We start from the raw sequence: 20,883 nt of genomic DNA, 5'->3' as shown, positions 1-20,883 counted from the left end.
GAGCTATTCAGGGACTTCAAGACACAAAATACTTCTGTGTGTTGATTCATTCAGCAAGCCCTAATTACGATTCGCATTAAGCAGTCTGATACGTTTTAAAAATTTTTCGGGTTAACTCTATACAAGCCTCTAGAGGGGGTGTCTATTTTTTTCAGTAAATTGTAAAGCAGTGCGTGCAGGCAGTTATATTATTTGAATATTAGTATTGCTGAAAAAGGAGATTCGAGTATGTACATAGAAGTTGAAAAGGACCAATAATATTGACAATGATGACAAGGGGGATACAAACATGACAACTGTTCATAAGGATATATCTTCAGAATATTTAAGGGTTATTAAATTGCGGTTTCAGGATATGAAAAAGACGGCCGAAAAGACATTTGAACAGCTGGATGATGAAGCATTGGTTTGGTATCCAAATGACGACTCCAACAGTATCGCAGTCATAGTCAAACATATGAGCGGGAATATGGTTTCCCGCTGGACGGACTTTCTAACCTCTGACGGTGAAAAACCGGATCGGAACAGGGATGGAGAATTTGAAAACACAATTTCAAACCGGGAGCAATTATACGAGGTGTGGAATAGAGGATGGGATGTATTTTTCCAAGCATTAAACTCTCTTAACAAGGAACATCTTCTGCAAAACCTATTCATCAGAAACGAGTCCCACTCTGTGATTGAAGCAATAGAAAGGCAAATGTTTCATTATTCGTACCACATCGGCCAAATCGTTTATATCGCCAAGCAGCTTAAAGGGGACAGTTGGAGAAGCTTAGCTATACCGAGGAAAAAATAATTTCAATATCTATCCAAGATGCTTTCGATTGCTTAAGATTGAGGGCGTACCAGCGATAGCGCCCTCACCTGCAAAAGCTTTATTGCGATCCTTTAGGAGCAGCATAACCCATTCTTTCTAAGTATGCTGTGAAGAACCAGACGTGTTTCTCCAAAAAGCCGAGGGCCTCTGCAATTAGGTCGATTGTAAATTCATCGGTTGTCTCCCTCACGAATTCATCGACTTCACGCAAGTAACGTGCAGTGGCTGCGAAATCACTGGCAACCGCATAAGCAATAGTAGGGGTATTGTATGGAGCACTTGGGGCTTCTTGCAGAGTTGCGTAACAGACGAATTCACGCATCGAGGCAAGCGGAAAAAAACCGAGCATTTTGATGCGTTCAGCAATCCGGTCAATTTCAAGAGCAACTTCCTCATACAGCTCAGCTAATTTTTCGTGAAAATCAATAAAATCAACACCAACCACATTCCAGTGAAAATTCCGTAATTTAATGTACACGACATGAAGATTGGCCAAGTATCTGTTAAGGGCATCAGCCAATCTTCTCGCGTATTCTGGATCCAGGCCAGTCAAAGTGGCACGAAGTTCACGAGACACAATATCATCCTCTCCAAAAATTGATTTCAGAAACAATATATGTTTTGGGACTGAATGGAGTTCTTCGGATTACCGGAGCTGTAAATGCAAGGCAAGTTTAGATTCAGGCAAACATTGAAGAGTTTTTAAGTATAAAAATTTCTGTTATGTTGAAACATGAAAGGAACTTATTTTTATGAATACATTATTGTTAACACGAACTGAGGTTCAGGAGCTTCTAAATCCTATTGAATTATTTCCGGAGTTAATAGAGGCTTTTAGGAGTTATTCGCTTAACAGAAACATTGCTGCTCAGCGTGCGCGTTCTTCGTTGAAGCTGGACAATACAAGTGCAATCGTGTTGTTCCCGGGATTGATTGAGCATGTACCTGCATTTACGATAAAAAACCATGCAAAATTCCCGGAAGAAACGCCCGCAATCAAAGGAGTCATTCACCTCCATGATATAGAAACAGGTGCTTTGCTTTCGATAATGGATTCAACTTATATAACTGCTGTTCGCACTGGACTGTCGGGAGCTATTGGCACTCATCTGCTTGCGAAGAAAAATGCCGAAAAAATTGCCATTATTGGTGCAGGAGTACAGGGTAAACGGCAGCTGCTATCTTTGTGCTACTTAAGGAACTTTTCCGAGGTCTTTATATACGATACTATAAAAATGAATGCCACCAAGATGATGAATGAAATAAGGGCAGAGTTCCATGCTGACTTTTATATTTGTGAAACTTTGGATGAGGCTGTATCAGATGCCGACATTATCATTACCGCTACATGGTCAAGAGAGCCGTTTCTTTTTCCTCATATGGTAAAGGAGGGTGTGCATATCACTACGCTTGGTCCCGACGAACCGAACAAAGCAGAAGTAAGTGCCGAATTGATCAAACAAGCTTCATTTTATTGCGACGATCGTGAACTTGCAGTAAAGATGGGTGCCATTGGAGGAGTCGGCCTCGATGCAAATTTTATTCAGGCAGAAATAGGTGAAGTGATCGACAACGAAACCCTCGGCCGAATCAATAATGACCAAATAACAATTTACGGTTCAGTCGGACTTGCTTTTCAAGACTTGGCCGGGGCATGGCAAGTATATAGAAAAGCGAAAGAGCTAAATATAGGAAAGAAAATAGATTTTTTAACATGAAAGTTATGTTTACAGCAAAAAACCAGCTCCCCATAGGGAACTGGTTTGGTATCGTTGTATGTAGCCGCCTTTGCCGTATTTAATATAAGAAGTTTTAAACCACCACTCCTCAAAGTGGGTGTTCGCAGAAACCTTCCTGCATGTCCTCCTTGCCATATAGACAGAGGCTTGTCATTTCAGCTTCAATTTAAAACTCCCTATTACAGCTTAAAGGTTAAAACTTTATTATCATTACGTACAATGCAGCTTGTTTTAATATATTACAATAATTATTTGATGTATCCAATGGTAGTTTATGCAAGTGCTAAATAAACGATTAAGCGAAAAACAGCTTTATTAAGTGAAACCGCATTCTGAGGATTATCAGCAAAAAGCTGCTTTTAAAATCAGATTCAGATCAAATTTTTTGGTTAAAAATCAGAATTTTTAGCAAATTCATCAAAAAAGTTCCTCAAAAAATTCGACAAATACCTTCTTTTTTGGACATACAGCAAGGGTTAGCAATCCGCAACAAAAGATTTTTTATAACTTTATGGCAGACAATGTAGAGAATAGTCGTTATTTGTGAATATCTTTAAAAGCCTTTCTACGTTAATATTATATCTGTAATTTCTGGTAGTTACCTTAAATGAGAGGCAACGTGTCAGTTTAAAACATCAAACTCAGGCAGATGTAGCGGAGGGATATGAGTGAGTGTGAGCTTCGGAGTAAAGCTGATTGAAAATTATGCAGATTTAGAAGATGAGGTTTTGGTCGTTTTCGTTCATAATGGGGATGAAGAGGCACTGAATTTTTTAATTCAAAAATACCGAAATTTTGTGAGGGCCAAGGCAAGCAGGTATTTTCTTTGTGGTGGAGATCGCGAAGATATCATTCAAGAGGGCATGATCGGCCTTTATAAAGCGATTCGTGATTTTAAAGAAGACAAATTGACTTCTTTCAAGGCTTTTGCCGAACTTTGCATCACCCGGCAAATCATTACGGCGGTAAAAACCGCAACGCGGCAAAAGCATTCGCCCCTCAATTCGTATGTTTCTTTGGACAAGCCTATTTATGAAGAAGAATCAAACCATACACTGATGGACGTAATATCCGGTACAAAAGAAATGGATCCGGCGGCATTAATCATTATTCAGGAAAAGGCCGACGATATTGAACTGAAAATGGCAGAAAAGCTTAGTGATTTGGAAAGACGAGTTCTGGCTTTATACATAAACGGGCACTCATACGTTGAAATTTCCCGGGAACTAAACAAACACGTAAAGTCAATTGATAACGCTCTGCAGCGAATAAAAAGAAAACTGGAAAGATATCTTGAGATGAGAGAAGTTATTTTATATTAAAAAGTAATCGCTGTCATAATCGGGTGGATTGTACGAAATCTCGATTTATGATTGGCATATCAAAAATGGAATCCGGCTGTATACAAATTCATCAACCTAAAGCATATGCTGGATGACGATCAAGTTTTTAAAAGAATGGGTGTTCTCGAGGTGAGTCATAAATGGCTGGAATGGGCAAAGAGGCTTCAATCAATTTCCCAGGCAGGGTTAACTTTTTCAAAAGATGTCTTTGATATCGAAAGGTATGAGGAACTGCGCAATATCAGCGCCGAAATCATCGCAGAATACACTGGTCTGGAAATGGACAAGGTTGAAAATTTATTTGCGAACGAAACAGGCTATCCAACGCCGAAAGTGGATGTGCGCGGCGTTGTGTTTAAGGATGATAAAATTCTGATGGTCCAGGAGAAGCTGGATGACAAATGGTCCTTGCCAGGCGGCTTTTGTGAAATAGGCTTATCCCCTTCTGAAAATATTGTGAAAGAAATAAAAGAGGAGTCCGGATATGAGGTAATCCCCAAAAAGTTGCTTGCTGTATTGGATATGAATAAACATCCGCATCCTCCGCAGCCGCATCATTATTATAAAATGTTTATTCAATGTGAGCTAATCGGTGGACAGGCAAGGATCGGGGTTGAAACAACGGGGATAGACTTTTTTCCCGAAGACAAGCTGCCGAATATTTCTGTTAAAAGAAATACAGAGTCCCAGTTGAAAATGCTGTTTGACTTTTTAAAAAATCCAAAAAAAGATACTGTTTTTGACTAGCCCCATATGGTAGCTGGTCTTTTTTATTTACATCATCCTTAATAAGAGAGCATCGGTTATAATAAAGTATTCATACAACAAATTTCGTTATTTATGGGGGAATACAATTTATGACTTTAATTGCTAAAACTCCAGAACCACCGTATTATGCGGTCATTTTCGTTTCCCGGAGAACGGAAGGGGACCGGGGATATGGGAAAATGGCAGAGAAAATGGTAGAATTGGCTTCACAGCAAAAGGGATTCTTGGGCGTAGAAAGTGCGCGCGATGAGGGAGTGGGAATCACCGTTTCATACTGGGATTCATTAGAAGCCATCAAGGAATGGAAGGAGCATTCAGCCCATAAAGTGGCCCAGGAAAAAGGAAAGGCTGAATGGTACCAAAACTTTGCATTAAGAGTTTGCAAAGTGGAGAGAGACAAATTTTTCGAAATGTAGCCAGTTATTGCTTTTCCGAGGATATTCGCGATAGACTTGGATAAAAACCTCACAAAAATAACTGCTCAAATCAATAAACCACTGGAGATAAAAGCATGAAGATCATTTTACGCAATTTTATCAATGGGATTTTGACGATTGTCCCGATTATTCTTGTTATATACGTTGTTTATAAAACGTTTATGTTTTTGGATGGTATTCTCGGGAATGTGCTGAAACCGTATTTAAAGGATGACTATATTCCCGGGATTGGTTTGCTTGCGACGATTGTCTTGATCACCATCTTAGGCTGGCTGTCCACCAAATTTTTAACCGGAACAATTTTTCGGCTCATTGATAGCCTGCTTGAAAATATTCCGCTCGTTAAAACCCTTTACTCTGTTATAAAGGATACAATCCATTCTTTTCTTGGGGACAAAAAATCTTTTTCAAAGGTAGCCCTTATCACGATCCCCGGTACAGAAATCAAATCCATTGGATTTATCACGACAGAAGAGCTGGCCAGCTTCTATGATCCTTTAAGCGATTATGTGGCTGTTTATGTTCAGCAAACATTTCAGGTTGCCGGTTTCACTTTTTTGATTCCGAAAAACGAAGTGGAGATTATAGATGTCAAACCGGAAGATGCCATGAAATTTATTCTGTCCGGCGGAATGACCTCGCAAAGTAAAAATAGAAAAACAGAAGCTAAATAACGTTTTAAAGCAGACCCGGAGAACATCATTCCGGGTCTATTTGCTGTGGCAGCATGGTCATCCGGTTTGCGCCTTTTCCTTTTGCCAGACTTTTCGCATCTTAAGAGCAATTAAACCGATAGTCAAAATAAACAATATGCTGACATAAAAACCAGGACGAATCTTTTCTTCCAGAACTGTACCGCTGATCGCGGCCAAAATTAAAGCCAGTCCCAAAAAAGCGATCGATTTCCCTAAAGCTTTAAACTTCAGAATTCGAAGAGATGAAATAATAATAAAAAACCAATTGTAGAGCAACAAAATGCCGGCTGCAGTTGTGATATATTCATAAATTTTTCCAGGCAGAAGCAATGCTGTAATGATCGATACCAACAGACCAACAGTCGCCAGACCTAATGAAGGCAGCGGAAAATTTTTTATTTTTTTCACCTTTTTTGCAAAAAAAGAAGGCGCATCCCCGTCCTCAGCGAGGGTGACAAGCAGGTTTGTAACCCCGAATAAGGCCGCGGTCATCGTGGAAAAACCGGCGATAATAATCGCCCCATTAAAAACGTGCGGAAAAAAGGGGAGGTTATAGTTGGCTAACGCCGTTACAAAAGGACTTTCTTTTTCATGGAATGCGCCATGTGCAACCATAATGACCGCAAGTCCAAGCGAAGTGGCATAGATGACTGCCAGTGTAAATATCATCACTGTCCCGGCTTTTGGTGCGACTTTCTTGTTTTTAAGACGCATCGCCATCAGTCCGAGCACCTCAATGCCCCCGTACGCATAGAAAGCATAGATAAGAGAAGACCAGAAACCTCTAAACCCTTCAGCAAACAGCTCATCTGCAGAAGTGGGCATCCCTGGCCTGTTGGCATCCCCGTCTATCCAGCCGAACAGAGCCGCAGCGGCAAGAATAATAAACATAATAATTGCCGCAACCTTTATCACGGCCAGAAGGTCTTCCACTTTATCAAAGCTGTTGGTCCCCAATAATACGACAATGATTGCTAATAGCGCATATCCGGCAGCAAAAATCCATAACGGCACTTGATGAAACCAAAAACGCGTCAGGATTGAAAGGGCGGTTAGTTGGCTTCCCATGATGAGAATGCTGGAACACCAATAGTTCCACCCGCAGGAAAAGCCGGCCCATTGCCCATAGGCTTTTTTGGCATAATAGCAAAATGATCCTTCCTGCGGATCTTTGGCTGTCATTTTGGCCAGCACATTAAATACGATATACGTTCCGATTGCCGCCAGGATGAAGGAAAAGACGATCGAAGGACCTGTGATGCTTATCCCTATGCTCGATCCGAGGAAATATCCTGTTCCGATCGTGCAGCCAACTCCCATCAATGACAGCTGCCACCATTTTAATTGCCCCTCTTTAGTCTTATTGTTTGAATCGTTGTTTGAACGATCCGGATTACAGCCCGCAGTACTCATACAATACCTCCAATGCCAGGTACTACTATTATTCGATATAAGTGAATGGATGATTCTTAAAGTTTGTAATTATGGACATGCAAGGCTTATGAGATGCGTGCAATTTTTGCCAAATTAAAAAGGGAATTGCAAACCGTCAATTCCCTTTTTAAGATAATCAAATAAGAAAAAGGAGATGAAGGAAGGAAGAACGTTGACGGATCACAAATATTCGTTGTCTTCCTCTCAACAATCATATTATTGAGTTTCTCCTTGTTTATATTCATCCAAAATTTACAATGTAATAACTGAAACAAATTAGAGACAATAACGTTAAAGGAGGTGATCATATGGCACGTCGTGGTGGTAACCGTGATAAATTAGTACCAGGTGCTCAACAAGCAATTGACCAAATGAAGTACGAAATCGCAACTGAGTTTGGAATTCAACTTGGAGCAGATCAAATTTCTCGTGCTAACGGTTCTGTTGGTGGAGAGATTACAAAGCGTCTTGTTGCTACTGCTCAATCTCAGTTAGCAGGACAATTTGGACAACCAGGTGCACCTACTCGCTAATCTGAATAACTAAAACAAAATATTTGAAATGGCTTGGGCTACCTACCTGTTGTGGGTAGCCCTTTCATGTGAAGTTCTTAATTGGAAGAACACAACGATAAGGTTTAGCCACTTTCATTCAATAAATCAGCAACCTCACTAAAAAAATAGAGTGTGATTAGCTCCCATCGATAAGGTTGACCATTTTGGGACTTAAATATACAGGCCATTCCAGTTAAACACAAAAAAACCAGCTCCCAAGAGGAACTGGTTTGGTATCGTTATTATGTAGCCGCCTTTGCCGTATTTAATATAAGAAAGTTTTAAACCACCACTTCTCAAAGTGGGTGTTCGCAGAAACCTTCCTGCGTGTCCTCCTTGTCATATATAGACGGAGACTTGTCATTTCAGTTTCAATTAAAACTCCCTGTTACAGCTTAAAGGTTAAAACTTTATTATCATTACGTACAACGCAGCTTGTATTAATATACATTAATTACTTGCTTTGATCAATGGTAGTTGTTTCCTTAAATAAGCACCCATGAGAATGAGTGCTTAATGCCTTCTCGTTAATAAAAACATGGCGCATATCAAAATTAATGGTTGTTTTTATTATTATTCTGCCGTTGTTTATTGCCATTTCCAGTAAGATTATTCACCATTCTGGAAATCGTGTTGGCGAATTGATCAAACATGCCGCCACCGCCATTCTGTTGCTGGTTCCCCATATTATTGCGCTGGTTGTTATTTTGGTTTGCCATCTTTTTCACCTCCTCAATTTTAGGATGTGTCAAGCTGAAAAAAATCATCCAGATATCAGCTTCTTGAAGTTGATTACATTTTACCAAACAAATGAAAAGGACTAATGTTATACTAGCTTTCAAAAGGGTTAACAGGGGATATAAATGCCGGGCAAACAGGATAAAATATACGAAATGGATTTGTACAAACCGATCCAAAAATACTTTCTCCAGCAGGGATATGAAGTATACGGGGAGGTCAACCACTGCGATCTGGCCGCAGTCAAAGGAGAAGAATTAATCATTGTTGAAATGAAGTTAAGGTTGAATGTCGAACTGCTGATCCAGGCGACAAAAAGACAACGTTTTGCTGATAGCGTTTATATCGCTATCCCCAAGCCGAAAGAAAGCTTATTTTCAAAAAAATGGCGCGATATTTGTCATCTGATCAGAAGGCTTGAATTAGGTTTGCTGCTTGTTTCATTTCAGCGGAACAATGTAAAATTGGACGTTGCTTTTGCTCCCGCTCCTTTCGATCGATTGAAGAGCAGACAGCTCAACAAGAAAAAAAGAGCCAGCATCCTCGCAGAAATGAAGGGCCGGAACGGCGACTATAATATCGGCGGAAGCAACAAATCAAAAATCATCACCGCCTATAAAGAAAATTGCATCCACATCGCCGCTTGCCTGGATCGTTACGGGCCGCTATCCCCAAAATCATTGCGGAAAATGGGAACAGGTGACAAAACCTTATCGATTCTGAATAAAAATCATTATGGCTGGTTTGAGAAAATTCAAAGGGGTATTTATAAGATTAGTGATTTAGGGAAAAGCGAATTAGAGGAATATGCCGAGGTTGTGGATTATTATGATAAATTAAAGTCGGATGACGGTCAGGCATAATAGTATTCCTTCAATTTTTTAAGAAATACTGTATGAAGAAAATATTTTGAAAAATACTGGCAGGGAATTTTTGAAACAAAGCTTGATTTAATCTCTTGGACCTATTTTCTGGAACTACCCTATCAAAAAAAAAGGAAATATAATGAAATAAAAGAATATTTATATGAACAGGATTGTGAAGGGGGTCCAGAAAATTGAGAAATGATATCCTCAACAAGGGAGCAGCCGCGTATGGTGCAGATGTAACCTCATTTAAATTATTGGGTGGTTTCGATAACAATGTATATGAATGCAAAAACAAAGATGGCAGCCTGGTTTTAAAGTTTATATCGGGGGATAATGACTTATCTTCTTTAAAAAGTGAAATAAACTGGATTTATTATCTTTCAGAACATGGAATGAACGTAACGAAACCGATTCTTTCCCAAAACGGGAACATAATCGAGACGATTTCTTGCGAGGGAGAAGATTTTATCCTAATCGCCTTTGAAAAAGCGGAAGGAGAATTTTTAAATGATCTGGAATCGAATCCAGCTGTTATTAAAAACTGGGGACATACAATGGGGAAAATGCATGCTCTGGCTAAAACCTATGAACCCCTGGATCCAGCAATCAAACATCCAGAATGGAATGAAGGAAAAGTTTTTACCGAATATCCAGATTCGGCAGGAGAACATGTTTATGAAAAATGGATCAATTTTATCAATAAATTAAAACAATTGCCAAAGGATAAGAATTCATATGGATTAATCCATCATGACCTCCATCAGAAAAACTTCTATATAAATGGTAATGAGATTATTCTCTTTGATTTCGGCGATTGCGAATATAACTGGTTCGTTTACGATATTGCAATCTCGTTATATCATGCCATTCAGGCTATTCCAGAGACTGAACAAGAAAGAAGAGAAACATTTGCCCTCAATTTTTTGGATGCATTTATGAAAGGTTATAATGAAGAAAATAGTCTTGGTAAAAACTGGTTGTTGAGGCTTCAACTCTTTTTAAATTACCGCCAGGTGTATTCGTTTGTTTATCTATCCAAGTTCTTAAAGATTGACGAAAGCAATGTAAATGTGAAAAAAGCATTGGCGAGAATGAGGGGGAAAATCGAAAATGATATTCCCTATATTGACTTAAATATTTCTTGATTAGAAAAAAAGGGAGTATCAGCTTGATACTCTGAACGAGTCGAGAAAGCTGTTGACGGTTTACAATCCAAACAGCTTATCATAGAAAGTGGTACTGGAAACAATAAAATAATAGATAAGATCACATGGGTGCAACGAGCCACCTACATCCGCGGAGAGGGCCAAATTCGTATCAAACTTTCAGATGATTTGGCACAATACTTACTAAGCCTGAAATCATATACAAAGTACCGATTGATGAATGTTCTAAAACTGAAGAGCGAGTATTCCTGGAGGATCTATGAGTTACTCAAAGAATATGAGTGGAGACTCCAGCCTGTAATTGTTGGTGAACGAAGATGGAAAACATCACGTATCTTTAAAGTGGATGAGATTCGAAGATTATTAAATATTCCGGATGATAAATACAAGCTAATGAAACACTTTAGGGAATCCGTGCTTGATAAAGCCAAAAAGGAACTAGAAGAAAAAACCGACATTATTTTTGATTATGAAAGTCCATAAAAAATCGGGAAGAAGAATTGACTCTTTTATCTTTTACATAAATGAGAATGAGAAGAATAAAAAAGAACAGCTCGATATTGATTCTACGACCACCGATTTACAGGACATATTGCATAAACTTGTGCGTTATGGTGTTAAGCGCAAAAAAGCAGTCGAACTCATTGAGAGGTTTGATCCTAACTACTTAGAAGCGAATCTTTATTATGTGATGAGTGAGATTAACTTATTACAAGCAAATAACCCAGCTGGTTATATAATAAAAGCCATTGAAGAGAATTATGCATCTTATGAGAATCCATACGGTTCAGACCAGGATATCCACTATACAAAATCTTATTAGGCAAAATGAACAAGCGCCTCGAAGATTTAACGGACCGAGACGTTAAGGCCTTTTTTAGACAATCTGAACTGAAGAAATAATTTATTTTCTTCAGCTTCTACACTTTGTTAGGGGCCTTTCAGAAGACCACTATATACAATCTGGGAAATCATTCTGGAATAGCTATTTAGAATATTAAATGTCAGCTAATTTATTCTTATATTCTTTCGGAGCTTTCATCTTGAATTTTCCTTCATCAATAGTTTCATTTAACTTAATGGATTCCGTTATTAAATACTCTACTACCTCACCTTTTTCATTATATTCTTCCATTTTTAACAAAATACCTGTATCTTTGTGTACCCAGAATTTAAACGTAGATGCTTGATGTTTCTCCTTATAATAATCGTTCAAGGTCCCTTCAATTACTACTGAATCCAGTGAAAGATATTTTTCCTCACCTTTTATGCTCCATTTCGTGTAATCTTCTAAAAATCCTAAGGCCATATTTTGGGAGAATAATGAGTTTGATGCTACTCCCATATGGCTAGGGTCATATCTAAGGCTATATTCGTTCTTACCATCTTGAGTTTTTCCATACCTGGATTCAACGCTCTTTTTATTAGGATTTTCTTTAACTTTAGGAATGTTAAAGGATACATAGGTTTTATCTTTATCATCTAGTTGTGTCAATACAGCTCCATCCGCAGCAGACTGCGTTACTATGCCGTTTTTATCCTTAGCTTTGTAATAAGAAGCGGCTCCATCTTTTAATTTAACTTGATATTCCACATCGATATGAAAATCCGCAGTTACACTACCGTAAACAAAATTTCCTTTTGCTTTATCAAAAAAATCTATAGAGTTTAACATCTTGTAATGAATATCTTCTTTACTCACATTTTTATTTTCTTCAATTGTAGTTCCTGTTTGTAGTTCTGCTTTAGCTTGGGAATATTGATTTCCTAGAAATGCGGTACTGCCCACTCCGAATATTCCGAGGGATAGTGACAAAACAACCAATTTTTTATTCATTCATTCATCCACCCTTATTATTAAATAATTTAGTAATTATGATAAACCTTTGCCCCATCAGCACCAGCGCTTGCGCCTGAGCTTGATTTAACAATGTATAAATCTGTTAGACTATCGGAACCAGCAGTAGTATACTCTAACCTGTTCCATCCTCCTGCAGCTGTACGCTGGTTCATATCTTGGTGCACAATATCAACCTGTCCAGAATAATTTTGTTTTCCAACAAAATAGTCGGCATACGGATCTGTGAAATTAGGATGATTCAAATAAACAGAAAATGCTCTTGAAATACCGTCACAATAACTAAATCTCCAAGCATAAGTTGTTCCATTGCTGCCAGATGCGGAAATACGATGGTCACCATTAAAATCCCCATGATAACTCCCATACGCCCAATTTCCATAATACCAATTATAACTACTATTGATAGCTCCATGATCATTATCGAGTGTTTGAGATGGAACACAAGCAGCCTCAGCTTCGTCAGTTACATTAAAAATAAAACTCATCATTAATACAAGAAACATTACTCCTAATTTTGCTAATTTCACTACTATTCCACCCCTACAATTTAGTATATTCAATTTTCAGAAAATAATAACAGAACTTAATGAATTAACTTTGAGTTAACACATTAGATTATCCTCCTCGTTACGATTTTTTTGTCAAACATGCACTTTTTTCTTTATAGAACACCACCCTTTTGAATAATTACTATTTATATTCTTAATTTTCCATGAAAATTCCTTGGTAATATGTGTCTATTTTTTGTTACATTTTTAACTAAAATAAAGAAAATAATGGTTATTATAAGTCTATAGACCCAGGTCTTTTTTCATCTTATAGACCCCTATATTATTCTAATAAATACCCTTCTGTAATACATTACAAAAGGGTTTAATGTTTATCAATATCGGCAGCTAAGGGAAAACATGTCCGACAAACTTTTTCAAGTAAAATAAGGCATTTTAATAGTAAAAAAACAGACCTTACAGGGTCTGTCAGATTGTAGAGAAAGTCCATTTTTCTCTACAATCTTTTTTTATTTATGGCAATTTATCCGCATCTCAGATTATCTGCAACATGAAAAAATCCTTCCATCCACCTATCCAATGCGCGATAGGTGGGTGGCAATCTTCTTGATATTCTGGCAGGCAGCCGTGAGTAACACTTGTTCACTCACTTTTTGCTTGCCGCGCAACCGACAATAGCGAAGCCCATGCAGTTCTTTTGAATCTGCGAAGCTTCGCTCTACTTTTTCTTTTCTGAATTTATACAGGATCTTTCCTGAATTAGAAAGCCGGTTGAGCCTTACTTTCTTCTTGGACTCCTCCCAAATATAACGGGTCACCACCTTTGTATTATTTTTCGATTTTGTACATTGGTCCAACAATGGACATCCCTTACATTGTTTCGGATCCGATTTATATTCACGATAGCCTTCCCGCGTTGTAGTACGATAATTCAATTGTTGCCCGTTCGGGCAAATATAACAGTCTTCGCATGGTCATAGGTAAACTTCCATTTAGGAAAAAGCCCTTTAACCGGGGCATATCTCCTATATGCAATGACACCAAAGATGTTTCGATCGCTTAACCCTTTACAAATAGGATTGGTTAAATACCCCGAGTCCAGGGCAACTGCTTCTACTTTGAATTGAAATCTTGCGACCTGTCGGTCCAGACGGGCTAGATATGGAACGGAATCATGAACATTGCCAGCTGTAACATAAGCATCCGTAATGATGTTGAATTTCATGTCCGTTGTTCGATGATCCAGGTAACAGAACATCTCCTGTTTATTTTCACGGGACATAAATCCGCACTCCGGATCTGTCGTACTTTTTCTAATTTCCTTGGTCTCTTTCACCTCTTCCTTTTGCTTCAATGGCTTTTTTCCATGGGCCACCCGGTCTTCCTCAATGGCCTTATTGAGTTCTTCTATATACTCATGAGTCTCGACTTCAACTGTTTCCCTTGTATATTTATGTTTATTTGCATTGGCCTTTAAATGAGTAGAATCAGAAAACAGAACTCGGCCTCCAACCATATTATGTTCGATGGCTAAGAGGACGATCTCATCAAAAATGTCTTGAAACACAGTCGTGTCTTTAAATCTGTTACAGCGATTCCAGCTAATAGTGGAATGATGAGGAACAGGATCCGATATTCTGAGGCCCAAAAACCATCGGTAAGGCAAAGTTGACCTGAATTTCACGTTCCAGCTGCCTTTCCGAACGAATCCCATATAAATAACCGATAAACATCATTTTAAAAAGAATAAGTGGATCTAAAGACGGTCGGCCTTTATCCTCGGAATAGTAAGGGCGTACCTTCTCTAAGATAAAAGAGAAATCTATGTAGGTATCGATTTTTCGGAGTAGATGATTAGCAGGAACAAGATCATCCAAGAGAACAAATTCTACTTCGTTTTGTGTGTGGTCACGAGAATTGAACATAGGGATCACCAGCCAATATAGGATATATAAATTATACCACATTAACGCGGTGAATAGATGAAGTATGAGAAAAAAACAATGGCTGTCGAGAGTTTCTCGACAGCCTGGGAGTATCAGCTTGATACTCTCTTTTCGCTGTTTGGCCTTCAGTTTTGATTGGAGTAAAAATCTTTACATTCATCTGAATGTCAAGAGTGCTTTACATAATGTCAATATTTTTTTCTTATAATTCATATTTCAACTGTTGATTAAAGAAATCGAAATGGGAATTACCAAAAAACTTATCCAGCTTACTTTGTAGTTTGTTCGCCCCTCTTCAGAATTTTAAACGGGACGAAGGTCTTGAATTTTCTAAATTTTTTTATAAAATCGTTAAGCGCATTTTAAGAAATCGTTAACATTGGTTAAGAGTGCTGAAAACATATTTTAATTTCCATCAAATCCTTTTATGATAAATCTTGTAATTCAAATTGCAACATTCGAAGGAGGCAAAAAAACTATGAAAAATCTTAAACAATGGTTATTAGTGTTAATGGCATCTTTCATGTTAGTAGGTATTGCCACAGGATGCAGCAACGAAGAATCTGACACAGAAGGAACAGAAACTGAAGAAAATACAAATACTGAAGAAGGCACTGAAGAAGGTGCCGAGGAAGGTACTGAAGAAGAGGCTGAAACAGGTACCGAAGAAGAACCAGCAGAAGAAGAAAAATAAAACCACAAGGGGGGCTGAAACCGGACAAGGTTCAGCCCCTCTGTTTTTAAACGATTGGTCCGAGTCGAATATATAAATTTATTGGCATACGAAGTTTTCGGAAGAGCCTTGATTATGTTAAATTAATGTTTAAGGGAGAAAACATGACAAAAAAGCGACTATCCGTTGGGGGATATGGCATATGGCTGATCATAACAGATACCATCAAGCCCATTTGAACCCCACCACTTAATTTTCTAACGAAAATTTGAAGTGGGGGATTCCTGCGAACACCAAAGTATCCTTCAGTTTTTTAGCATGCTCTACCCGTAGTTCCTACGGTGATTGCTTTAGAATTCTGTACGTTGACTCGCCACTCGACCTGTTTTAGCTTGGTTTTCGCAACTTCGGTACGTGTGGTGCGATTAGAACGTTGAAGATTTTACCTAGCAGACGTTTTTCCTGCTAGAACCTCATATCTTCAGTTTTCAAAGAACAACGTATAGGAATATTATACTATGCAAACATGCGTTCGTATACGTAAAAAGGCGATTCATCTCCCACTTATTTTTGGGCTTCGCCTTGCACTAAACTGAAGTCGGAGTCTTCTCGCCTAAAATGATAAATCAGCTTCGTAAGTAGTATAAAACCAGTTTCAAAAGTGAACTTAAATAGGTTCTTAGCCTTACATATAATGGTATCGCTTAAATAAAGCTGAGTTTCGCTTGATTCTTGATTTTTTCGCTTAAATCACCGGGCTTTTCGCTTAATTCCTCTCATTTTTCGCTTAATTCCTCTGCCTAAATACTCTAAAAAGTAATTTTATGTAAATTTATGGTTTTAATTGTAAGTTATTTGATTAAAACTAAATTATTCGACCAAATTTGTTAGTGTTCTCCCGAAAAATACGCAAAAAGAGTTTTTTTAACAAGTTTTAAGCAAAAAAACATAAAATTTCTGTACTGTTTCGATGTCCAGGTGCACAGCTTAATCCTTGAATCACAGAAACTTTTAATGCCGGAATCCTATTATTTGTTAAATTGTTGTCCTTATCGTGAACCTTTATGTCAATAGAAAGGATTGCAGTAATCATTCCCCGAAGTCTTTCCATGCAATGATCGTAAAAAAATGTGGAAAGGTGGCATAACATGGGTGAATTTTTTAGAAGCAGTCCTATTGCAAGCAAACTTCTTGTTATTGTTCATATGCTTTTGGGCGTTGGTGCTGTATTTGGAGGTTTTTCTCTCATCATTGATACGAGCGGCAATTTGTTAAAGATGCCGATCTCATTGCTTAAACAATCTCCGTTTAATGATTATCTCGTTCCCGGCATCATTCTACTTTCTTTGTTTGGGGTTGTTCCATTAATCCTGGCTGTTGCACTGATGAAAAAGTGGCAATGGAAGGCAGCCAACAAGCTTAATGTGTTTGCTGAAAAACATTGGTCCTGGACATATTCGTTATATATCGGGTTCGCATTGATAATTTGGATTACGCTGCAGGTTTACTTTATAAATGATGTTCATACCGTTCATTTAGTCTATATGGCTGTTGGGCTGGCTATTCAAATCCTTACCTTGTTGCCGGGCGTACAAAACTATTATGTAAATGAACAAACACCAGCTTCCTGATATAAGAGTCCCTCGATATAGCACATCTGCTTGACCTGGATAAGAAATTGATTTTCACAAATCAAAAGCACCCTCTTTAAAAATCAAGGAGGGTGCTTTTTAACTGCTTAATTGGTAATTTCCCGCCCGTTATGATCAATTGTTTTGATAAGATTTTTGTTATCGTCATAAATATAGCGGGTTTTCCTATCTTGGGCATCATACTGGACAACTTCATTTTCTAAATACTTATAACTGAACAAATGGTGGCCATTTCTCTTGATCCCGGCAACACGGTTGCGGGTCTTTTCGTAAGAGTATTCGTAAGTTGTCCCATCAACCGCGTGCACGACCTTCAGCCGATGAAAAGCATCATATTCATAGGTCTCGCTGGCACCGTCAGGATAACGCACGGTTCGCAGCTCATTATTCAAATATTCGTAGCGAATTTCATTTCCCGTTTCATCGACAACCGAAGTAATCAATTCCCCGGTATAATGAAATTCGGCAAAGGTTCCATCCTGTTTCGCCGCACGTGTCAGCCTGCCTTTGTCGTCATACTCCAAGGATACTGCGCTTCCCTGCTGATGATGAATAGACATCAGCCGGCCGCCGTCAGGATCAGTTTCTGATTTGAAGCCGTTAAAAGTATACTGGAATCCGGATGGAAGGTCGATCCTGTACGCATTTTCGGCCAGCTTGGTTAGCTTGTAATCAGGAGAAGCTGGCAGTATATATTCTTCTTTGCTTGCCAGGGATTGGTTTTGAAGCTCATAAACATATAAATAATAATCACCCCGGATTTCCCCAATACTTTGTTCATCCTGTTGCTCCAGGTAATGATAGTAACTAAAATACCACCCATACCCAAAAGGTGAGATCCAATTATGGGCATCACTGATATAAGTTCTTGCCAAATCGACTGATACTAAGTCCGAACTACCCAAATAGTCAATTTTATTATAAGCAAGATAACCGTAAGGAAGACGGACCAGATCTTCTTCTTCATACAAACCAATGCCTTCGCTGTTGAGTCCAGCTTCTTCCTCTTCAAAATAAATATCTTCCCCGTTAGAACCAACATCTTCGCCGACACTTGAAACAGCAGTTATAATCCCAATCAAAATGAACGGAATAGCAGCGATCAAGATATTCAAAATTGCCTTCCAGATAGAAAAGCGCTGCACTTCGCTCAAGCCAATCATTAACAGCACAATCGACCAGCATAGTCCAACAGAATAAAAAAGACTTGCACACAACAAAATGAGCGTAAGGAAGATATTGCTTTCCTGTGTAAGCAATTGGCCAGTGAACAGTTGCTCAGGGAAAAAAGCGATAGCTGGCAGCCATGCAAAAAACGCCCAAAAACTTGGAATGTTCATCCAGGCGTAAGCCGTGCGAATTTCTTTTTGTGAAGCTTTTCCTTTAATCGGTTTTCCGGCAATAAAAAATAAAAATCCATAAATATAGAGCAAAGCTATACCCGCCAAAGCACCCAGCAGCACGATCATCATCAATGTAGGGAACCAAGACCATGGACCAGGGTATTCGGAAGAGATAAGCGAAGTGAAAAGTGTAATAATTCCATTCAACATCGCGATCGGTAACACACGTGATTTTTGTTCGCCAGAAGTAAGCTGCCGAATGGTGAGCCTTGGCTTTACCAATATTTTAAGAACGGATATTTTACAACCTGAATGGATTGCTCCTCCACGGGCCCTTCTTTGACATCCAATTCTTCACCAGTATCAACTCGCGCTGTTGACTGCTCAGCTGCAGGCTCCAAAGCAGCGGCTGCTTCTGCTTCTAATCTCTTTATCCGCGCCAGTTCCTCCTCATTGCTGGCAAGCACGATAATTCCTTTTTGCACGACCCTCGTTACAATTAAATAAACCGAGCATGACAAAATCATTAACAGGCCGCTAATCGCAAAAGAAATATTATCCTCATAAAATCTGATTATCAAATTTGCCGCAATTAAACCGTAAATAGAACCAGTAAGCCAAAGTAATTTGCGGCCCGCTTTTCCGGTGAGGATCTCATACTTTTTAAAAAATCTTGCCACCTTTATATAAGTGTAGGCTAGCCCCGCAATGGAAAGCGGCGGGATCATAATCATGGCAGCGTCCTTTGGGGCCAGTGGATAGGCGAAATCAAGCTGTCTCAAATCCTGATGGACCCGATAAATCCATATAAAAAATAGAACCGCTATGACAAAAAAAAGCATCAAATAGAAAGCATATGTAAATGAACCAATCGAGTATACATAGTCCATATAAAAATGTTCATTAATTAGAAAGATAATCTGGCTAACGGCATAAATTCCCGCCATGATTGCATTTGCCCGCAGCAAAAAAACCAATAAATTACTCAGGCGGTTCGAACGTAATTCAAGCAACCTTTTTCCCCCTTACTGCAGCGTCTCTAAAAACTTCAAGGCATCATCCAATGTATCGACATACACGATTTCAAACGGGAAGTTTTCTTCCGCGTCCAGTTTTTTCGCTTCTTCTTCATTGCTGAGCCCTTCATACTCAAAGCGGTCCTTATCCTTCGGAACAAAGAAATAATCGACGTTATTCAGCTCGGCTGTGAACAGCTTGGCTTTGACGTACCCGATCGACCCAACCGTGTTGTCAGCTTCGAGCGTGCCAGTCCCTGCTATCTTATATTTGCCCCCCTTTGAAAAATCCAGACCGTGCCATTGCTCTGTCAAGCCTAATGCCAGCATGAGCCCGAACGACTCTCCGTAATATTCCTCCGTTTTGGTGACGATCTCGTTCAGCTCCGCTTCTAAATCATCCGCTGCTTCCCCGGCACCGCCGCTGGCACTGTCAACTGCATTTTGAATCGTTTCTTCTTTATAAACTTGATCCATCTCCATGTAGAAATTGTTCATCTCGATAACGTTCCGATCAACCGGAATAAATTCGGCATGGTCAGCAGTTTTGGCAACAAGCAGCTTATCTGCCAGGTTTTCTGTGTAGCCGCCTTCCACATATGTAAAATAAACACTGCCATCGACCCCAATGTCCTCAACAGGGACAATATCGCCAATCGCGCTATATTCATAGTAGACGGGTAAAGAAAGCAAACCGGAACAAAAGAAAGTGGCTGCAACAATCCCCCAGCCTGCTATTCTTTCTTTCCGTGACATTTTAGTAAGGCTCACCCTGTATTCCTCCATTCCCTTAAACACAAAACAAGCACTCCATCAGGATTAAATGGAATACCAGACTGTTCTTATATAAAACCGTGAATTTAAAATTTGGTTTTCTATTCCGCCTTTTCAAGCGGTCAACCTTTATTTCTATTTTCTTCCTAGCATTATAGAACTAATAGTCTATTATTTCAAGTCCGAAATTGAAATAATTAGGATGAATGGCTTAGAAAAACTTAAATATTTACCTTTTCTCTGATAACAGTCCTTGATGTTTTTGCCGAAAATTTTAAGAGTTTATTTTCTCTTTTCTTTCAGGTAAAGATCAATACTGTGAAGCCTGATAGGGAAATGTTTATCTTTTTCAAGGTCTAATTAAAATGGATTGCAGGCTCTACAGAAACTTGTTCTACAAGGGAATATTTAATTTTAATAGAAAAATATTGAAATGTTTTACTTAAAATAGTAATATATGATCAGGAAAAAAGTTACATAATTCAACAATATTAACCAATGATAAAGGCAAATCCGACGAAAGTTGGAGACGCAAAGCCACGGGTC

Annotated in this window: 21 protein-coding genes, 2 other RNA genes, 3 pseudogenes and 1 riboswitch; of the genes and pseudogenes, 15 read left to right on the top strand and 11 right to left on the bottom strand. The window is 38.8% G+C overall.

Annotated features, from left to right (window positions below; translation table 11 throughout):
- Positions 1–289: 289 nt before the first annotated feature.
- A complete protein-coding gene (locus CU633_RS19290) occupies positions 290–799 on the top strand; it encodes a DUF1572 family protein (protein WP_101662199.1) in 510 nt (169 codons plus the stop codon).
- 79 nt (positions 800–878) lie between these two features.
- On the opposite strand, the gene CU633_RS19285 is transcribed toward CU633_RS19290, so the two are convergent.
- Positions 879–1,397 carry a Dps family protein gene (locus tag CU633_RS19285; protein WP_180955037.1) on the bottom strand — a complete coding sequence of 173 codons (519 nt, stop codon included), beginning with the start codon at positions 1,395–1,397 and terminating at the stop codon, positions 879–881.
- Positions 1,398–1,572: 175 nt separating this feature from the next.
- Between CU633_RS19285 and CU633_RS19280 the strand changes: the two genes are divergently transcribed.
- Complete coding sequence (locus CU633_RS19280; protein WP_101662197.1) at positions 1,573–2,538, top strand: ornithine cyclodeaminase family protein; 966 nt, start codon at positions 1,573–1,575, stop codon at positions 2,536–2,538.
- Positions 2,539–2,595: 57 nt separating this feature from the next.
- On the opposite strand, the gene ssrS (CU633_RS19275) is transcribed toward CU633_RS19280, so the two are convergent.
- Positions 2,596–2,790: non-coding RNA, 6S RNA (ssrS, locus tag CU633_RS19275), on the bottom strand.
- Between the two features lie 437 nt (positions 2,791–3,227).
- On the opposite strand from ssrS (CU633_RS19275), the gene sigH reads away from it, so the two are divergent.
- The 4 genes from sigH (at position 3,228) to CU633_RS19255 (ending at position 5,781) form a co-directional block, all read left to right on the top strand.
- Positions 3,228–3,881 (top strand): RNA polymerase sporulation sigma factor SigH, encoded by a 654-nt coding sequence (sigH, locus tag CU633_RS19270; protein WP_101662196.1) that lies wholly within the window; start codon positions 3,228–3,230, stop codon positions 3,879–3,881.
- Between the two features lie 150 nt (positions 3,882–4,031).
- Positions 4,032–4,649 (top strand): NUDIX hydrolase, encoded by a 618-nt coding sequence (locus CU633_RS19265; protein WP_101662200.1) that lies wholly within the window; start codon positions 4,032–4,034, stop codon positions 4,647–4,649.
- A 110-nt stretch (positions 4,650–4,759) separates the two neighbouring features.
- Complete coding sequence (locus tag CU633_RS19260) at positions 4,760–5,086, top strand: antibiotic biosynthesis monooxygenase family protein (protein ID WP_101662195.1); 327 nt, start codon at positions 4,760–4,762, stop codon at positions 5,084–5,086.
- Between the two features lie 95 nt (positions 5,087–5,181).
- Entirely contained in the window at positions 5,182–5,781 is a 600-nt protein-coding gene (locus CU633_RS19255; RefSeq protein ID WP_101662194.1) for a DUF502 domain-containing protein, read from the top strand.
- 57 nt (positions 5,782–5,838) lie between these two features.
- Here CU633_RS19255 and CU633_RS19250 read toward each other — a convergent pair whose 3' ends face one another.
- Complete coding sequence (locus tag CU633_RS19250; RefSeq protein ID WP_101662193.1) at positions 5,839–7,215, bottom strand: amino acid permease; 1,377 nt, start codon at positions 7,213–7,215, stop codon at positions 5,839–5,841.
- Between the two features lie 329 nt (positions 7,216–7,544).
- Here CU633_RS19250 and CU633_RS19245 point away from each other — a divergent pair, with 329 nt between their 5' ends.
- Positions 7,545–7,769: an alpha/beta-type small acid-soluble spore protein gene (locus CU633_RS19245; protein WP_101662192.1), complete on the top strand. Its 225-nt coding sequence runs from the start codon at positions 7,545–7,547 to the stop codon at positions 7,767–7,769.
- 264 nt (positions 7,770–8,033) lie between these two features.
- Here the strand turns inward: CU633_RS19245 and ssrS (CU633_RS19240) are convergent.
- Positions 8,034–8,230: non-coding RNA, 6S RNA (gene ssrS / locus CU633_RS19240), on the bottom strand.
- Positions 8,231–8,344: 114 nt separating this feature from the next.
- Positions 8,345–8,509 carry a hypothetical protein gene (locus CU633_RS22985; RefSeq protein WP_180955036.1) on the bottom strand — a complete coding sequence of 55 codons (165 nt, stop codon included), beginning with the start codon at positions 8,507–8,509 and terminating at the stop codon, positions 8,345–8,347.
- A 144-nt stretch (positions 8,510–8,653) separates the two neighbouring features.
- On the opposite strand from CU633_RS22985, the gene CU633_RS19235 reads away from it, so the two are divergent.
- From CU633_RS19235 to CU633_RS19220, 5 genes and pseudogenes are all read left to right on the top strand, one after another.
- Positions 8,654–9,391: a DUF2161 domain-containing phosphodiesterase gene (locus CU633_RS19235; RefSeq protein WP_101662191.1), complete on the top strand. Its 738-nt coding sequence runs from the start codon at positions 8,654–8,656 to the stop codon at positions 9,389–9,391.
- A gap of 194 nt (positions 9,392–9,585) precedes the next feature.
- Positions 9,586–10,542: a phosphotransferase enzyme family protein gene (locus tag CU633_RS19230; RefSeq protein ID WP_101662190.1), complete on the top strand. Its 957-nt coding sequence runs from the start codon at positions 9,586–9,588 to the stop codon at positions 10,540–10,542.
- A gap of 45 nt (positions 10,543–10,587) precedes the next feature.
- Positions 10,588–10,824, top strand: a pseudogene (locus CU633_RS23705) (RepB family plasmid replication initiator protein); the annotation flags it as partial.
- A gap of 132 nt (positions 10,825–10,956) precedes the next feature.
- On the top strand, positions 10,957–11,046 hold the full coding sequence (locus CU633_RS23700; protein WP_374703392.1) for a hypothetical protein: 90 nt from the start codon (positions 10,957–10,959) through the stop codon (positions 11,044–11,046).
- Complete coding sequence (locus CU633_RS19220) at positions 11,033–11,386, top strand: hypothetical protein (protein ID WP_101662188.1); 354 nt, start codon at positions 11,033–11,035, stop codon at positions 11,384–11,386. Before CU633_RS23700 ends, CU633_RS19220 begins: the two co-directional genes overlap by 14 nt.
- Before the next feature lie 174 nt (positions 11,387–11,560).
- On the opposite strand, the gene CU633_RS19215 is transcribed toward CU633_RS19220, so the two are convergent.
- From CU633_RS19215 to CU633_RS19205, 3 genes and pseudogenes are all read right to left on the bottom strand, one after another.
- Positions 11,561–12,400, bottom strand: coding sequence for a hypothetical protein (locus CU633_RS19215; RefSeq protein ID WP_101662187.1), 840 nt, complete (start codon positions 12,398–12,400; stop codon positions 11,561–11,563).
- Between the two features lie 29 nt (positions 12,401–12,429).
- Positions 12,430–12,951 carry a hypothetical protein gene (locus CU633_RS19210; RefSeq protein WP_101662186.1) on the bottom strand — a complete coding sequence of 174 codons (522 nt, stop codon included), beginning with the start codon at positions 12,949–12,951 and terminating at the stop codon, positions 12,430–12,432.
- Positions 12,952–13,505: 554 nt separating this feature from the next.
- Positions 13,506–14,858 (bottom strand): annotated as a pseudogene (locus CU633_RS19205) (IS1182 family transposase).
- A 499-nt stretch (positions 14,859–15,357) separates the two neighbouring features.
- Here CU633_RS19205 and CU633_RS19200 point away from each other — a divergent pair.
- The 3 genes and pseudogenes from CU633_RS19200 to CU633_RS19195 all read left to right on the top strand — a co-directional run bounded on the left by CU633_RS19200 (position 15,358) and on the right by CU633_RS19195 (position 17,183).
- Positions 15,358–15,573, top strand: a complete 216-nt coding sequence (locus CU633_RS19200; protein WP_101662185.1) for a hypothetical protein — start codon at positions 15,358–15,360, stop codon at positions 15,571–15,573.
- Between the two features lie 154 nt (positions 15,574–15,727).
- Positions 15,728–15,805, top strand: a pseudogene (locus CU633_RS23455) (hypothetical protein); the annotation flags it as partial.
- A gap of 895 nt (positions 15,806–16,700) precedes the next feature.
- On the top strand, positions 16,701–17,183 hold the full coding sequence (locus CU633_RS19195) for a hypothetical protein (protein ID WP_101662184.1): 483 nt from the start codon (positions 16,701–16,703) through the stop codon (positions 17,181–17,183).
- Between the two features lie 107 nt (positions 17,184–17,290).
- Here the strand turns inward: CU633_RS19195 and CU633_RS19190 are convergent, their stop codons facing one another.
- The 3 genes from CU633_RS19190 to CU633_RS19180 are packed head-to-tail and all read right to left on the bottom strand — an operon-like array spanning position 17,291 to position 20,334.
- The gene (locus CU633_RS19190) at positions 17,291–18,829 is read right to left on the bottom strand and encodes a YIP1 family protein (RefSeq protein ID WP_101662183.1); all 1,539 of its coding nucleotides are present in this window, start codon (positions 18,827–18,829) and stop codon (positions 17,291–17,293) included.
- On the bottom strand, positions 18,823–19,560 hold the full coding sequence (locus tag CU633_RS19185) for a hypothetical protein (protein WP_101662182.1): 738 nt from the start codon (positions 19,558–19,560) through the stop codon (positions 18,823–18,825). Before CU633_RS19185 ends, CU633_RS19190 begins: the two co-directional genes overlap by 7 nt.
- Positions 19,561–19,572: 12 nt before the next feature.
- Positions 19,573–20,334: a hypothetical protein gene (locus CU633_RS19180; RefSeq protein ID WP_101662181.1), complete on the bottom strand. Its 762-nt coding sequence runs from the start codon at positions 20,332–20,334 to the stop codon at positions 19,573–19,575.
- 499 nt (positions 20,335–20,833) lie between these two features.
- Positions 20,834–20,883: riboswitch (cyclic di-GMP riboswitch) on the top strand. This riboswitch is flagged as partial in the annotation.

The sequence above is a fragment of the Bacillus sp. V3-13 genome (genome assembly GCF_002860165.1).
Classification (GTDB): Bacteria; Bacillota; Bacilli; order Bacillales; family Cytobacillaceae; genus Bacillus_BJ.
The sequence above is the reverse complement of the archived record's forward strand: the minus strand, read 5'-3'. Positions and strand labels throughout refer to the sequence as shown.

Bases quoted from the DNA above. Each gene is read 5' to 3' on its own strand.
- CU633_RS19290 (WP_101662199.1), top strand. From the start codon at position 290: ATGACAACTGTTCATAAGGATATATCTTCAGAATATTTAAGGGTTATT.
- CU633_RS19280 (WP_101662197.1), top strand. From the start codon at position 1,573: ATGAATACATTATTGTTAACACGAACTGAGGTTCAGGAGCTTCTAAAT.
- CU633_RS19260 (WP_101662195.1), top strand. From the start codon at position 4,760: ATGACTTTAATTGCTAAAACTCCAGAACCACCGTATTATGCGGTCATT.
- CU633_RS19255 (WP_101662194.1), top strand. From the start codon at position 5,182: ATGAAGATCATTTTACGCAATTTTATCAATGGGATTTTGACGATTGTC.
- CU633_RS19250 (WP_101662193.1), bottom strand. From the start codon at position 7,215: ATGAGTACTGCGGGCTGTAATCCGGATCGTTCAAACAACGATTCAAAC.
- CU633_RS19245 (WP_101662192.1), top strand. From the start codon at position 7,545: ATGGCACGTCGTGGTGGTAACCGTGATAAATTAGTACCAGGTGCTCAA.
- CU633_RS22985 (WP_180955036.1), bottom strand. From the start codon at position 8,509: ATGGCAAACCAAAATAACAACCAGCGCAATAATATGGGGAACCAGCAA.
- CU633_RS19235 (WP_101662191.1), top strand. From the start codon at position 8,654: ATGCCGGGCAAACAGGATAAAATATACGAAATGGATTTGTACAAACCG.
- CU633_RS23700 (WP_374703392.1), top strand. From the start codon at position 10,957: ATGAAACACTTTAGGGAATCCGTGCTTGATAAAGCCAAAAAGGAACTA.
- CU633_RS19220 (WP_101662188.1), top strand. From the start codon at position 11,033: ATGAAAGTCCATAAAAAATCGGGAAGAAGAATTGACTCTTTTATCTTT.
- CU633_RS19215 (WP_101662187.1), bottom strand. From the start codon at position 12,400: ATGAATAAAAAATTGGTTGTTTTGTCACTATCCCTCGGAATATTCGGA.
- CU633_RS19200 (WP_101662185.1), top strand. From the start codon at position 15,358: ATGAAAAATCTTAAACAATGGTTATTAGTGTTAATGGCATCTTTCATG.
- CU633_RS19195 (WP_101662184.1), top strand. From the start codon at position 16,701: ATGGGTGAATTTTTTAGAAGCAGTCCTATTGCAAGCAAACTTCTTGTT.